The sequence below is a fragment of the Glycomyces dulcitolivorans genome (assembly GCF_003265355.1).
Lineage (GTDB): Bacteria > Actinomycetota > Actinomycetes > Mycobacteriales > Micromonosporaceae > Glycomyces > Glycomyces dulcitolivorans.
In genome coordinates this window covers 22,889-36,942 of the sequence record NZ_QFRW01000326.1, presented here as the reverse complement: position 1 = coordinate 36,942, position 14,054 = coordinate 22,889, and the positions used below count along the sequence as shown (strand labels likewise).

Genomic DNA, 14,054 nt, shown 5'->3' with positions numbered 1-14,054 from the left:
CCATGACGAACGAGCACGCCGACAGCCTCCAACTGGCCTGGTTGGCCGATCGCTTCCGTGCCCAGGCGACCCTCGGGCTGCATTACCGCCCCGATCGGTTCGATCGCGAGCGGTTCGAGCGGCTGCGGCGGCACGCTGCGGAGCTCGCCTCACTGGTCGACAGGCGAGACGTGGACGTCATCGAGGAGCACTTCAAGGAGGATCGCGGAATCCACACCCCGAAGGCCGCTGCCGCTCTTCACGTCGACTGCGCTGACGGCTCCCGGCTTTGGCGGACTTTCCATCTGGACCCCAGGACGTTGCTCCCTGAAGCGCTCTCGGCCGCGGCATACCGGCTCGTCGCGGCCGAGCCCGGAAGGCCCCACGCTTTGACCGACAGCCATGCCCTTGGGTTGCCCGACCCGCATTCGCACCTGGCGATCTACAGGCTCACCAGCAGTCTTTCGCGAATCGAGATTCAGGGGTCCTGGCCCGCGCCCGATACCGCCATGCAGCATCGCCTCACCGGGGTATCGCCGGCGGCGGTCCCTGGTCCGCCTGTGCGGGGCAACGGCCTCCCGATGTCCGTCAGCCCTGTTGCCGCGGCCATCTGCCGGGAGGTCACGGCGCTTGCCGCTGAAGGGGCTGCGGAAACGGCTGACAAGTACAACATCGAACGGTTCGAGCACCTCAAGCGCCTGGCGTCGAACATTTCGATCAACCCGGTCAAGTATCAGAGGTTCGCATTTTCCGGCGATCACGAAGCGGCGGCGGCAACCGGCGCTGAGCTTGCGATCCTCGATGGAGACGGCGGCGTCCTGCTCATTCAACGTTCGGATACCGGCCAATGGGCGATGCCGGGCGGAGCATGCGAGGTCGGTGAGTCCTGGTCCGGGACGGCCGCGAGGGAAGCATTCGAGGAGATCGGTGTCGACATTGCGCCCGAGAAACTGCGGCTGGTGGACGTCTTTGACAACAGAGCCATTTCCACCGAGCGAACGACCATCCCTGTCATAGCAGTGTTCTCCACCCGGCTCCGACCCGAACAGGTTGCTGTCACTCCCAATCACGAGGTGAGCAGCACCGCCTGGGTCAGCGCAGCCGAATTGAAGGAGCTGAACCTGTTCCCTGGTCATCGGACCAAGGCCAAGGCTGCCTTGGAGTCTTGATCGGACCGGCCCTGCGGGTATATACACGTATATATTCGGGTTTTGGGTCAGCGCCGAATCTCGGCGTCGACCAGCAGGATTACCGCTCTACCGTTGACTTTGCCGCGGATGGTGCTCAGGATGGGGCATCACAGCGGGTCGAACAGGATCCCGCATTCAGGATGGGGATCAACTCGCTGACCCAGCCGTCGCAAGGTCCCTGAGACTTGTCTGATCATGTCCCAGCCGGTGCCAGTGCGGACCGGTGAGCAGATGCGCCAAATCGGGCCGAGGACCCTGGCCCGGCGGCAGCTCCTCGTTCACGGCTACGGCAACTGCAAGGTCGCCGAGCCACCCGGCCGCCTCGACGAGGTGCCGGATGCGGACTCGGCCAGGCAGCCCGAGCAGCAGGACCCGGTCACCGTAGCTGCCCGGGAGGCGACCATCCCGATACCTCTCGATGACCTCAGTGAGTCGTCCGATGGTCTCGGTGCCGGTGTCGTGCTCGTACCAGAAGCGCAGTCGCCGACCATCGCTCCAGGTGACGGTCCCCGCTCCGTCCGGCCGCGCGCTGATGATCTCAGCCGCCGCGGCGCCTTCGGGCATCCACTCGGTGACCTCGGCGTCGCCGGCGGAGCGTGCGGCGAGGTGCAGGAGCGCGAAGAACGTCAGCACGCCTTCCTTGTGGTTGCGATGCGCCGAGAACAATGCCTGCTGCCCCTGCCACGCCACGATCCTCCGCGTAGGCGGCGTCTTGCCGTTGCGGAGGGCATAGACGGCGGCGCCGGCCCACCCGAGGGTGTACCGATAGGAACTGCGGCCGGGGACGCGCGAGCGGTCGAGGACTTCCATCTCGGTCAGCGCTGCCAGTCTCGCTGAGGCGGCCCTGCCGGACGGGAAGAAGACAGCCCCCAGGTGGGCTGCGGTGGCGAGGTGCTGCTCCGCCAGGCAGGTGATGATCCCGAAGTCACGCGGAGTCAAGTAGGCCGCCAGCGCTCCGACGGCCTCGACGTCGCTGGTTCGGTGGCGCGACACGTTCATGGGCTTCGTCCCTTTCTGCTCTCAGGTGGAGTGGCGGGTCCGATAGACCTCCGACCCGCGCCAGAACGCGCTCGTCCTGCTCTTAGATATAGGCAGGGTGCGCGCCTGCTTCCGCGAGGGTGCGCGCACCCGACCGGCAGAACCACTCATCTGACCTGTAATCACGCGCCGGAGGGTGCGCGGGGGTGCGCGCACCCCCGCGCACCCTCCGCGGAAGGCACCGCGCACCCTGCCTATATAAGGAGCCTGGCCGTGTCGGTCGCCGGTGAGACCGCACGTTGCCTCACCCCAAGTCCGCGAAGCCTCAGCCGCTTCGCACTCTCCGCACGCCCGCCTCTGACCCACTGCTTCGGCCACTCGACGGCCGCCCGGAGTGCGCCTACCGTCGCCGATGCCGACCCGTCGCAGCCCGTTCGGATACGCGATGAGGGCTCTCAAGCACCGCGTCGTCGTCATCGGCGAACGCCGCCGCGAGCTCGATCTGCGGGCACTCGCCGACCTCCTGGCCGCGGCCGCCGAACACGAACCTGAGGATCGCGACGGCGTCACCGAGCCCTGGACCATTCAAAGGGCCTCGCGCAGGGACGGAGTCGGCAGTAGGACTCGGCCAAGAAGGAAGGACCGCTGACCATGCCCGACAAACGACGGCGCCGTACCGTCGCGTACTACCGCGTCTCGACCACTCGCCAGGCACAGACCGGCACCGAAGACGAGGAGTTCGGCGACTCGATCGCAACTCAGCGTGAAGCCTGCCAGCGCTACGCCGAGCAGCACGGTCTCGAAATCGTCGCCGAGTACCCCGAACCCGGCGGCTCGGGTACTGCGATCGACCGCCGACCGAAGTTCCAGCAGCTGCTCGAACGGGTCTACCACCAGCAGGACGTCGAGGTCGTGCTCGTTTACGCACGCTCGCGGGCTTTCCGCAACGCCTACGAGGCGATGGCCACGCGCGAAGCGTTCCGCAAGCAGGGCGTCGAACTTCTATCGACGCAGGAGCCGTCGGAGGCCGGCCCGGAGGGCGACCTGGTGTCGCTCATCCTTGACGGCGTCAACGAGTACCACTCGCGCAAGCTCGGCGCGGACGTGTCCTTCAAGATGGCCGCCAAGGCGGCCCGCGGCGGCACCCCTGGTCGCGCCAAACTCGGCTACCTCAACGTCCGCAAGAAGATCGACGGCCGCAACGTCGCCACCATCGAACTCGACACCGAGCGGGCGCCGTTCATCAAGACCGGGTTCGAGCTCTTCGCCACCGGCCAGTACGGGCTCCGGCAGCTGCGCCAGGCGTTGACCGACGCGGGACTGCGAAACCGTCCCACCAAGGCCCACCCGGCCGGGACAGCGGTATCGGTCAGCCAGCTCGAGAAGATCCTCCGCGATCGCTACTACCTCGGGTACGTGGTCTGGCGCGAGAAGGAGCACCGCGGGCGTCACGAGCCGCTCATCGATCCGATCCTGTTCGATCGCGTTCAAGGCGTCCTCGCCACACGCAGCCGCGGCACCCGTGAACGGGTCTGGGACCACTTCCTCAAAGGCAGTCTCTGGTGCCACCGCTGCGGGCAGCGCCTCATCCTCGAATCCGCCAAGAGCCACACCGGCCGCGTCCACTTCTACTGGCGCTGCGCGGGCCGAGAGACGGGTACCTGCGACCTTCCTAGGTTCACCCACGCCACGATCGAAACCGCAGTCGAAAACCATCTCACGACCATCGCGGTCTCCCCTGCGGAGCGGACCGACGTCGAGGAGCTCCTGAGCGAGGCGATTCGTGCCCGACAGGCGACTGGAAAAGCGATCCGGCAACGGCTGAAAACCGAGCTGACGAAGCTCGACAATCTCGAAGACCAGTGCTTGGACCTTCTCGGGCAGCCGGGCTGGCCGACCGAGAAACTCACGCAACGGCTCAAGGACCTGAACCTCGAACGCGACAAGCTCCGCCAGCAACTCGACGACTCCGACACGACCGATACGGTCGCGGCACAACAGCGGATCCACAAACTCCTCGGACTGCTCGCCGACCCCAGGAAGCTGCATCGGAGTCTCACGAACGACTTGCGGAAATCCCTGCTCGGTCTCTTCTTCGACAGGCTGTACCTGGACGCCGAAGAATCAGGGGCTCCCGGAGTGCAACGAGCAATATCCGCCGGGCACACCGTCGCGTTGAGGGAGTTCATTGAGAGCCGCCGAGTGGAGGGCGAACCGGCCCCGGAAAACCAAGAACCCCGGTCACCTGTGAAAGGTGACCGGGGTTCGAGTAGACCATTTCTGGTCGGGCTGACAGGACTTGAACCTGCGACCCCTTGACCCCCAGCGCGGTTCGAGCTCTTCTACCAGCGACAATGCGCCGAATGTTCGCGCAACCCCACCCCGCCCGAGCAGGCAATTTGCCAACTGGTCTCAACGTGTTCATGGTCAGAATCATGGACACGAACTCCATTATGGATTTGTTGTCCATGAAGTTCATGAGGCTGTGACGCCGCCTACTTTCTAGTGTAGTTGCGTCCGGCAGGCATAGCCATCGATCGATGGCTACTCCCCGGCGCGACATCGGGCGATGCCGGTCAGCCGCCCGGTCGGACATTGACACAACCTTCGCGCTTCGCAGTCGCACCCGCCCCAGAAGTCACCACAGCGGACTAGAGTCAGCGCTGCTGCCGAGGCGATCCCATGGTCACCCGGATACCTCGCCCGGCAAACACCAGCGGATGTTTCACCTCACGAACGCACTTGTATCCCCACTCAAGAATTCTAGGGCTACTGGCCGGTAATTCACCGCGCATCATCTCATTAGACCGGGCCTCCCCAGACTCGTCAGCGGCGACAATCTCACGAGATCGAAGCAGGCGGCGGTGTTGCTCGCCAGATGTCGCAGACAGTCCCGTCTGACCGGCGGATGCGGCCAGCCTCAGCCAGGGCGGCACCGGGCGGGGCGAATAGGCACAGCTCCTTAGCGACCACGCGCCGTGCATCGCCGGTGCCGGTGGGGACGCGAGCGCCGCCGCCGGGTTCGAGGCAGCAGCCGAGGAGCTCGTGCTCGGCCGCGCGGCCCTGTCGGCGGCGGGGCGCCGCGCTCGATGCGCCAGGCCAGGCGGTTCACGACACGGTCTCGGTCTTGAACGAAATCGGATCACAACCGCCTCTCATGCTCAAGGCGAGGGACTTCCTGGAGAGCAGACGAAGGCCGTCTTCGGCAGGTTGAGACAATGGTTCACGGGAGGGCCCGGCGGAGCGCGAAATGCACACGCTCGCTAAACAGCCGCAGCGGAACGTTAGTAGGGCCGGTGCCTGCGTCATGGCCGGTGTGGGCACAGTCGGGGGCGAAGCGGAACGCGAAGGTACCCCTATCGTTCGGCAACGACCTCGAGTAGGGAATCGCGGCTCTGCCGGTGAAGGCGCCCTGACCGGTTGCGGGACTGGCGACGTAGCCGAACCTGAACCATTTGACCAGGGATGCGCCGCATATGCGGACTCGTTGCATCTGCTCGCGCGCGAAGAACTCAGCGGCGGGCGAACGCCAGAACGCTTGCTGATACCGGTCGGTGGCGGCGGAGCGCCGCCACGTTCCGGTATGACATTACGCGGGGCTCCTCGGACGCCTGGTCGAATTGATGGTTCGGGCGACCTCGGGCCACAGACTGTGCGGGCTGTCGATCATTGGGAAATGGCCGCTACCTGGGACCTCGACGACGGTAGCGGCGGCGAGCAGGCGGCGGTTGTGCTCGGGGAATCCGGTCAGTTCGCCGTAGAAGTAAACAGGATTGTCGACTTCCTCCCAGAGGGCGGCAGCCCGGCCGGAGTCGCACCACTGGACCAGGTCCTCGGCGGCCCTTACCAAGAACGGGGGCCAGCAGAAGCGCATGTTCATGCCCCACAAGCGCTCGGCGCGGTGACGAGAGGTGCCGAGCCGTTCATGGAAGGTATAGAGTGGATGGTCGTCGCCGCCTTCGTAGTCCGCGAAGCTGGGGGCCATGGCGGCGATCTTGCGCGAGGCCAGGCCGCAGTCAGCCTCGGTCAAGTTCCCTTCAATGGAGATGAAGCGCCCGTTGAAAGGGATACCGTCGCGACGAAGGCGCGAGAGAAGGATGAGGGCTGGGACGGTGCCCATGGAGTGGCTGACGATGTGGACGGTGCCGTTGCCCTGGACTTCCCGGAAGACTTCCTCAAGCTGGTCAGCGAACGCCTCCATCGGGTTCGGATAGCGCGCGGGATCGCCCTTGGCCCACAGGCGATCGAGGTCTCGTTCGTCCTCACTCGGGCCGTGGTCGAGGAAGTTCAGCCGTACCAAGGTGGCGCCGCGCAGGTCGCGGGAGCTGTCCACCGACTCCCAGAACTCGGTCGAGCCGCCCAGACCGTGCGCGAACAGGATGGTGTGGGTGCCGGTGCCAGGGTGGATATCGGCGCGGACGCGCTCCTGCACCTCGCGCCAGTACGTGGGATAACGTGACGGATGGGTGAATGGGGTCGTCGCAGGCATAGAGTCTTGCCTTTCTCCAGTGATGGATGCGATTGACGGTACGTCAGAGGGGTGACAGAAACGGATCGCGGACTGTGGCAGCCATGGGCGTAGGTGGACACCATGTACCACATCGGTCACAATTGCGTCCATGACTGAACTCCCTGGTGAACACCTTGCCAAAGCCATTGCCGCACTGGACGAAGCCGACCGATGGCGGTCCCTCGACCCGAGGCACTGGCCGCGGCAGGACGCCGACGATGCGACCCGGCTCGCGTTCCATGACGCGGGCATTAAGTCCGCACGCCTCCACGTTGACATCGCGAAGCTGACCGCGCGCAGGCCTTTCGCGGCCGCTGACCGCGCCCGCGACAATGCGGAATCGGCTGAGACGGGCTATCCGAACGCTGGGCATCGTTGGAGGCCGGAGGATCAGGATGACCTCCTGCGGTACTGGGACGTCGGCGTGCCCGTGGCGGCCATCGCGGTGGCGCTCGGCCGGAAACCGTCAGCGATCGAAACGCGGCTCCGACAGACGCTCCCAGCGCATCCGCGAACGATCGCCGAGCTCGCCGACCAGCCGATCGTGCTTCCCGAGAACGACTCCGATCCTGAAGCATGACCCTTCGCAGTCATCTCCGCGATGGACATATGACCACGAGTCGGGGAGGACAGACGTCCGCAACTCAGGTCACGAGGTGACGCCGGTGCTGGAGGGCGCCAGGCTGGAGAGCGTTGAAGCCGCAGTGCTGCTTGAGAGCGGCTGGTCTGCGGGCGCGATCGCCGTCCATTTCGGCATCACCGTCGGCGGGTCGTACCGGCGTGGAGAGCAAGACGGCCATGCGGCACTTCGGCGACGGTCGCGTGGCCGGCCTGCCTCTGCCAACAGGCGCAGTCGTGATTGGTGGTGAGCGTGTGCGGGTGATGAGGCAGCAGCGCGTTGGCAGTCGGCCAGTAGGTGCGTCGGGAACAGGCCGGACCCCGGCGTCGCCGTCCAGGCCTCCTTGGAAGATGATCCGTGAATAACTGAAGGTCGAGATCGAGCGCGAGTGCCATTACCCGTAGCGAGTTGCACATATTCGAGATCTCAGTAGGTTCTCCGTTTCCATTTGGCTGCAATTGGGTTGCGAGAAAACCAGGTGCCGTCGGATTCTCCTCATCTTCGAACTCAGCAACGAGCACGCCCGAAAGACTCTCAAGTGAGTCGATTATAGTGTTTGCGAATCGCCCTCTCTGTCGAATCTCTCGGAGGTATCCGATTGCTTCCACCCACTTCTCACTCAGTAGATCTGAATGGACTTGGTAGCGGGTCTCAGTCGGGCGTTCGTGCGAGATAAAAGCTATCGCCGATAGCTCTCTCAAAACGTTGATAGCACGTTCGAGCTGATCCGTGATTGGAGTAGGTAGTGCTCGAGGAAGCTGGTCTTCCCAGGAATCGAAAAGGTCGATTGCTGGTGCATATATTCTCCCGCCTGCAATGTTGTGGGATAGCCTTCGAATCGGTCGATCTGCTCGACTTGGCACGACCAGGACGTTCGTGATGAGCGACTTTGGCCCGGCCGCATCTTGTAGGACGGTAGCGCATCTCTCGATTGCGGAAGAGAGTTCGGTGCCCAAGGAGTTGATCTCGATTGGAATCGAAAGCTCGAGGTGATGTGGAATGGAGGTGTCGCTCGATTTCCTATATCGCAATGGCCCGAGAATTCCGCCGCTGCGGAGGCTCGCTTCGATCCTCTGGATTTGGCGCTCCGACTCCTCTCGGATCCGGACGCTGGAGACACCGGCTACGCGGGCGAGATAGTGCTTTTTGGCGCCTCCTGCGGCTGCGGCGCGCAGCACAGTCAGAGCATTTGGGGTGCGCGACAGGGCGAATACGATGTTTCCGAGATCACCAAGCATTTTCGCGAGCGCCTTCAATTGAGGCGGCGGGGCAGAGTCTCCCAACGTTTCCCATGACTCAGAACGAGCGATTTCCCTGCATCGGGTGCTGAGGGTTCCGTAGAGATAGCCGGCAAGCGATGCGTATTGATCTGTTCGCGCGAGCCGGGAGGGTAGCACCCCGATCCCGTTCAACAATTCATGCAATGGGTCGTGCAAACTGGGCGATGACGAGGCGGTCGAGCCGTCCTGTTCGATGCCAGTCTGATCGAATGGGATGGTGAGCAGTGCGATGTCCTCTCGAAATGCTTCGAGGTCTTTGTTCAGCGCGTCCTTCTTCGCTCGACTTTGTTCGACATGCAACCAGACCTTGAGGATGGCATCGAGTATCCTTGCGGATCTGGTGATCAAATCTTTTGCGATGACGGTTCGTTCAGTTCGGCTCATGACCGATGCCGCCGCCACCGCATATCGAAGGCGGCTCCTCGGCCAGATACTTGAGGTTGTCCCGCACGCGTACCGCTGCTTCAGCAGGCTCAGGTAAGGCCTGTCAGCGGACACCGGCTGCCCGTCTGCCGCGACAAAGTCGACATCGGCGTGGTCGCTGTACGGAAAGCATTGGAGATACATGCGGGCGATGCGTTTGGCATGCTTCTCCATATCCATCTGGAGTTCAGGGGAGATTATCGCGAGCCGGGCGAACGCCACCGACTGGTCTTCTTCGGTTTTGATCGAGGCCTGGAAGATCCATTCGTCATACTCCATCAAGCGATCGGTGATCGCAGCCTCCCCTCCCAATGTCCTCACCATTTCTGCATGGAGGCGGGGATCGACTCGATGTGCGGTGTCGAGAAGATCTGCGAGATCTTCGAAGCCACACGTCGCGAGCTCGACCAGCATTGGTGAATTCGATGCTGTTCCGGTGATGAGCGACTCCCGCTGACGTTCGGAGAGCTCTTCAAGCAAAGCCAGAAGAGTAGACGCGGATGTGATGTCGCTGCGGCCGAGCGTCGCGACCACTTGATCGAAATCAATCATTGCGAAGAGGTCATCACGAAGCGCGTTTTCCGCCGAGGGCATTGCCTTCAGTTCGTCGATGGCGACCTGGAGGGCTGGCTCGATCATGCCCGGGAGATCGTCTTCGGAAACCGCGAGCATGAACGCCGCGATCTGGTGGGCAGGTGCGACACCGTGAACTCGGAGTTGGTTCGAACGTCTTCGCATCTCCCGCTGCAGCGAACCGGCTCGGAGACCTTGCAACACAGCGATTCCTTCAGCTCCGAACTGGTCATGGAGTCTCGATTGCGCCGCAGTGAGGATCACGGAATCGGGTATCGTTCCCGAAGCGACCGCGCCTGCCAAGAAGTCGGTCAGGCCGCTGGCTTCGATCATGCTTGTCACCGAGTTGAAGGTGTCGCTCAGCATGGGTGGGGGCGTGCGGTGAATCTGTTCCGCGAGCGTTTTCGACCGCAGGGGGTGCCGACCCATCAGCATGCCCGCTTCAACGTGTACGAGGTGTTCTTGGCGGAGCCGTTCCAAGGCCATCCGGCTTTCGGAGTCGGTGGCCGCTGCAGAACCCAGTGCCGCTTGGAGCGGGACGGCCGTATTCCACTGGTGGGCAAGGGATGTCACCGCCAGGAGTCGCAATTCAAGATCCCGGTGTTCGGCGATCCGCTTGTTGACCTGTTCTCCGATGACGTCAGGGAGGCGGCGCCCTTGGGTGAGGAAGTGGGTGAATTCCAGGGTCAAGCCGTCTGCCTGCTCGAAGGCTTCTCGCCAATGCGGCACCGTCGTCTTCCCGGCTGCAACGATCTCCTGATGGATGCGGGCGGCGACCTCCTCATCGAGGGTCACCTCGATTCGATCGCACTCGGGCAGGGATCTGAGCGGGAAGAGGTCCTCGAACCTGGCTGAGCCGAGCAGCCGTGCCCCGGGGATGCTGGCTACGCGTTCGACTAGGGTGTCCCACTCCCGCATCGGGCCGATGCCGACACCGTCGATGATGAAACCGACGGGGGCGATCTCGGTTGGCCCTGAGGCGCAAAGCAGGTCAAGCAATGCGGGGATGTCTCGCTCGCGCAGACTTCGCACTCGATACCACAGGATGTGCCGAGCTGCGTATCCTGAGGCCCAGAGCACCATGGATTTGCCCACGCCTGAGGGACCGGTGATCAGGACAGGCCGGTTTCGCTCGAGCGCCTCAAGCACCAGGTTCGTTGCAGCTTTGCGAGGGGCAGGCAGACCTGCAGCGATATGGCCTGGTTGGACAGAGACCCCTTCATAGAACCCATCATCGTGCATGGGCGTGTCGAAGTCGATGGTCTCGCACAAGCGGTCGCGCAGCGCCGCAGTGAGGGCGGCCTGATCGGTGAGTTCCAACGTCGAGGTCGCGAGGTGTTCGATGTCTGTAAGGCTGAGTCCTTGGCGCTGTTGCGGCTCCAGCGCTTCGGCATTTGCCGCAGTGCATGCTTGGACTCGGCTTCGGAGCGCCAATACTATCGGTACTGCCACTCCAGGTAGTACACCCGTCTTGCGAACTACGTTCTCGATGGCCTCGGCGAAAGCGACATGCCACGGCAGAATGAGAATCGACGCTTCGTCCAATATGGCATCGATCTCAGTGACACTTATTTCCGCTGCCGCGCAGCGGGAGCGGAGCTCTCCGATCAGGGGATGGCCGGGCGCGAAGCTCTCCCGGATTGGTCTACCCCACTCAGATGGGCTCGCGCCATGTACGGGGCGCTCGAGGACAAGCATAGGCCGGCCTGCAATGCCCCGCTCTCTTCGGTCGAGGTGCTTCGACCAAACCTTCAGCAGTGTCTTTGCGACCCAACCGGAGGTGAAGTCTCCCCGATGACCCTGCCGCGACTTGGCTTGGACTTGCCAATGATCACCACCCTCGCAGGACAGGTCCTCAAGACCTTCAGGAACGATCTGACCGAGCACGAGTTGCCGGTCCAGCACCCGTGACGCGAGCCAGGCACCGACGACATCCTGGTAGTAGTACCCACGTGCCGATCGGCTCCCGGCTCTGGAATCTGCCCATTCGGCCCCAAGAGTGACCGCAACATCAGCGTCGGCTGTCATCCCCCAAGCTTGGCACCCTGCAGTGGATTTGTCAGCCTGGCGTTCTGGTCGAACTCGCCCTCAGTGGCGACTCCCTCCCTCCCGACATCCACGTCCGGCAATTCTCCGCCAACCTGCATGCCCTTCATACTCTGTTCGACGCTATGGCCATCCTGTTCACGTACGACGATCCACTCCGCCCGGCGCTTGGACAGGTTTGGCCCGGTGCGATGACGGCCGCGCTCAGGTGCCTGGACGGGGCAGCAGTCCAAGAGGACGACCACTTCTGGCGTGGCTACGCGATCGCATCACTGCTGCCTGTACCGCAGATCGAGATGAGCGATCTCGATATCGATGCGACCTTCGCCCGGGTCCGCGCGGCCTGGATCGCTCCCGAGTCGATCACTGACCTGGTGCATCGCTGGATCCAGGCGGCGCACGGTGAGCCGAAAGCGCTCGTCTCGATGACGGAGTTCGCCAAGTGGGGCCGTACCAGCGCACAGCCTGCGGCTCCTCGCATCACCGCCTGAGCCAGTCGCAGTGCGCTGCGACCGCCTGAGCGTCACTACAACGGGCGAGCCATCCGGTTTCGACCCCTCAGGGACTGAGTCGGTCGATTTGCTGCTGTTGTGTCTTGACTGCAGTCTCACAGTGATTGGATACCCGCTGAGGAGGCGGATTGGAGCGTGGATGTGTGATAATCACACACATGGACAAGGCATTGCTGGGACGACGGGTGGCACAAGCTCGCGAGGACGCGGGATTGACCCAAGCCGATCTGGGCCGTGCCGTCGAACTCGACCGCTCAGCGATCTCTCGGCTTGAGCAGGGCGAGCGAAAACTCAACGTGCCCGAACTGGTGCAAATCGCAGGAGTTCTTGAGCGCCCGCTGTCCTACTTTGTCGCCGATCCGGTCCCCGCAGTGGTCAGCCGCCGAACCGACGCTGCACCGACCCATGCAACCACGCAACGGCTCGATCTTGAACTCGAGCAGTTCGCCGCAGATGTCCAAGCGTTGCTGCGGCGCGGCCTTCTACCTGCACGCGAGCGGATCGAGTACCGGACCCCCCGGGACCACATCGAGGCAGAGCACGCTGCCACCGCTGTTCGCGCCCAGATAGCGCTGGAGACCGGCCCGATCGACGATCTCGGGCAAGTCTGCGAAGAACTCGGGATGTACACGTTTTCGGCCCATCTCGGCACAAATGGCGCCGATGGCGGCTGCGTCGAGGTCGAAGATGAGACTAATGCAGCAGGCGCCGCCGTGCTGAACGGCGATATCGCTGCGGGTCGGCGGCGCATGACCCTGGCGCACGAGCTCGGGCACTGGGTCTTCGGCGATGCCTACGATTCGGAGGCGACGAACGATGCCGAAACCATGATCAATTCCTTTGCTATCCACTTTCTCGCTCCCCGCGCTGGCGTGAGCAAGGTCTGGAACGAGTATCGGGCATGGGAGCCACGCGATCGCGCACTTGCCGTCGCTGCGAAATTCCGGCTGAGCTGGTCGGCCGCCGTCAACCAGCTGCGGAACCTCGACTTGATCAACTTCGATCAACACGGGTCGTTCAGGGAGGATGAACCGACTCCAGGGGACTACCTCCGGCTCGAACTCAACTGGCGGGAAGAGTGCGCCGCCCCGTACCTGTCACCAGCATTCACCGCGGCAATCCTCAATGCGTACGTCGATGGTCAACTCACGGCCGCACGTTCACTCGAGCTCCTGCGCGGGACCCTTCCCGCAACGGAGCTCCCCACCCGCGCCGGCGCCTCGATCGAGGACCTCCGCCGCTCCTTCGCTGGACATGATGGCTGAGCATCAGCGCTGGGTCGTCGACACCAGCGCCTACACCCATCTCTGCCGGGCCGGCCATGCCAATATCCTTGAGCAGCTCGCGCCCGGCGGTGTCGTCGTCGTACCGACTGCAGTCAGCGACGAAATCGAACAGGGGCGTGCAGGCTACCCCGATATTCACGCGGTCGCCAACGTGGACTGGGCCGAGCTGGCCGTGCTCACTGACGAGGAGCAGTGGACCATGCTCCAGGTCAAATCCGAACTCAGCGGCGGGCAGTTCGAACACCTCGGCGAGTGCGCGGTCATCGCCTGTGCACACCACCGCGGTTTCACTGCAGTGTTGGATGAGCGCGACGCGATCGTCCAGGCTGATGCGCTCGGGGTACCCAATGTGGATACCTTGTGGATTGTGATTGAAGCGTACAAGACGCTGTTCGACCGAGACCGCGATCGCGCGGCCCAGGTCGTCGACGACCTGCTCGCGACCGACATGTACCTCCCGATCAAAGACGGCACGAGCCTGCTGGCCTGGGCATACGAACAGGAACTGCTTCCCTGAGCACTCACCCGCAGGTGACGCGCGGGGCGTCCGCGAACTGCTGCGTCGCGGCGCGGTTCGCGGGTGCCGCTCCGCAACGCCGTTGCGCCGCCACCGGCAGGCCGTCGAGCACGCCTTTGCCCTGCGTTGCCGGCACCGGAG

At 63.7% G+C, this 14,054-nt stretch carries 10 protein-coding genes; 7 read left to right on the top strand and 3 right to left on the bottom strand.

Annotation, left to right across the window (positions count from 1 at the left end; all coding sequences use genetic code 11):
- Window positions 1-2 precede the first annotated feature (2 nt).
- Window positions 3-1,148, top strand: coding sequence for an NUDIX hydrolase N-terminal domain-containing protein (locus DI269_RS24960; protein WP_198667734.1), 1,146 nt, complete (start codon window positions 3-5; stop codon window positions 1,146-1,148).
- A 168-nt stretch (window positions 1,149-1,316) separates the two neighbouring features.
- Here the strand turns inward: DI269_RS24960 and DI269_RS24955 are convergent, their stop codons facing one another.
- Window positions 1,317-2,168: a replication-relaxation family protein gene (locus tag DI269_RS24955; protein ID WP_112141062.1), complete on the bottom strand. Its 852-nt coding sequence runs from the start codon at window positions 2,166-2,168 to the stop codon at window positions 1,317-1,319.
- Between the two features lie 424 nt (window positions 2,169-2,592).
- On the opposite strand from DI269_RS24955, the gene DI269_RS24950 reads away from it, so the two are divergent.
- Both DI269_RS24950 and DI269_RS24945 read left to right on the top strand, forming a co-directional pair.
- On the top strand, window positions 2,593-2,796 hold the full coding sequence (locus tag DI269_RS24950) for a hypothetical protein (RefSeq protein WP_112141060.1): 204 nt from the start codon (window positions 2,593-2,595) through the stop codon (window positions 2,794-2,796).
- Window positions 2,797-2,798: 2 nt separating this feature from the next.
- Window positions 2,799-4,466, top strand: coding sequence for a recombinase family protein (locus DI269_RS24945; RefSeq protein WP_112141058.1), 1,668 nt, complete (start codon window positions 2,799-2,801; stop codon window positions 4,464-4,466).
- A gap of 1,270 nt (window positions 4,467-5,736) precedes the next feature.
- On the opposite strand, the gene DI269_RS24940 is transcribed toward DI269_RS24945, so the two are convergent.
- A complete protein-coding gene (locus DI269_RS24940; RefSeq protein ID WP_157975194.1) occupies window positions 5,737-6,636 on the bottom strand; it encodes an alpha/beta fold hydrolase in 900 nt (299 codons plus the stop codon).
- 130 nt (window positions 6,637-6,766) lie between these two features.
- Between DI269_RS24940 and DI269_RS27325 the strand changes: the two genes are divergently transcribed.
- The gene (locus DI269_RS27325; protein ID WP_157975193.1) at window positions 6,767-7,237 is read left to right on the top strand and encodes a hypothetical protein; all 471 of its coding nucleotides are present in this window, start codon (window positions 6,767-6,769) and stop codon (window positions 7,235-7,237) included.
- 176 nt (window positions 7,238-7,413) lie between these two features.
- Here DI269_RS27325 and DI269_RS27320 read toward each other — a convergent pair whose 3' ends face one another.
- Entirely contained in the window at window positions 7,414-11,097 is a 3,684-nt protein-coding gene (locus DI269_RS27320; RefSeq protein ID WP_157975192.1) for a P-loop NTPase family protein, read from the bottom strand.
- A gap of 626 nt (window positions 11,098-11,723) precedes the next feature.
- Between DI269_RS27320 and DI269_RS24920 the strand changes: the two genes are divergently transcribed.
- The 3 genes from DI269_RS24920 (at window position 11,724) to DI269_RS24910 (ending at window position 13,913) form a co-directional block, all read left to right on the top strand.
- Complete coding sequence (locus DI269_RS24920; protein ID WP_112141047.1) at window positions 11,724-12,089, top strand: hypothetical protein; 366 nt, start codon at window positions 11,724-11,726, stop codon at window positions 12,087-12,089.
- A gap of 179 nt (window positions 12,090-12,268) precedes the next feature.
- Window positions 12,269-13,375, top strand: coding sequence for a helix-turn-helix domain-containing protein (locus DI269_RS24915; RefSeq protein WP_157975191.1), 1,107 nt, complete (start codon window positions 12,269-12,271; stop codon window positions 13,373-13,375).
- A complete protein-coding gene (locus tag DI269_RS24910) occupies window positions 13,368-13,913 on the top strand; it encodes a hypothetical protein (protein WP_157975190.1) in 546 nt (181 codons plus the stop codon). Before DI269_RS24915 ends, DI269_RS24910 begins: the two co-directional genes overlap by 8 nt.
- Window positions 13,914-14,054 lie beyond the last annotated feature (141 nt).

Excerpts from the sequence above, each read along its gene's own strand:
- DI269_RS24960 (WP_198667734.1), top strand. The coding sequence starts at position 3 with ATGACGAACGAGCACGCCGACAGCCTCCAACTGGCCTGGTTGGCCGAT.
- DI269_RS24955 (WP_112141062.1), bottom strand. The coding sequence starts at position 2,168 with ATGAACGTGTCGCGCCACCGAACCAGCGACGTCGAGGCCGTCGGAGCG.
- DI269_RS24950 (WP_112141060.1), top strand. The coding sequence starts at position 2,593 with ATGAGGGCTCTCAAGCACCGCGTCGTCGTCATCGGCGAACGCCGCCGC.
- DI269_RS24945 (WP_112141058.1), top strand. The coding sequence starts at position 2,799 with ATGCCCGACAAACGACGGCGCCGTACCGTCGCGTACTACCGCGTCTCG.
- DI269_RS24940 (WP_157975194.1), bottom strand. The coding sequence starts at position 6,636 with ATGCCTGCGACGACCCCATTCACCCATCCGTCACGTTATCCCACGTAC.
- DI269_RS27325 (WP_157975193.1), top strand. The coding sequence starts at position 6,767 with ATGACTGAACTCCCTGGTGAACACCTTGCCAAAGCCATTGCCGCACTG.
- DI269_RS24920 (WP_112141047.1), top strand. The coding sequence starts at position 11,724 with ATGGCCATCCTGTTCACGTACGACGATCCACTCCGCCCGGCGCTTGGA.
- DI269_RS24915 (WP_157975191.1), top strand. The coding sequence starts at position 12,269 with ATGGACAAGGCATTGCTGGGACGACGGGTGGCACAAGCTCGCGAGGAC.
- DI269_RS24910 (WP_157975190.1), top strand. The coding sequence starts at position 13,368 with ATGGCTGAGCATCAGCGCTGGGTCGTCGACACCAGCGCCTACACCCAT.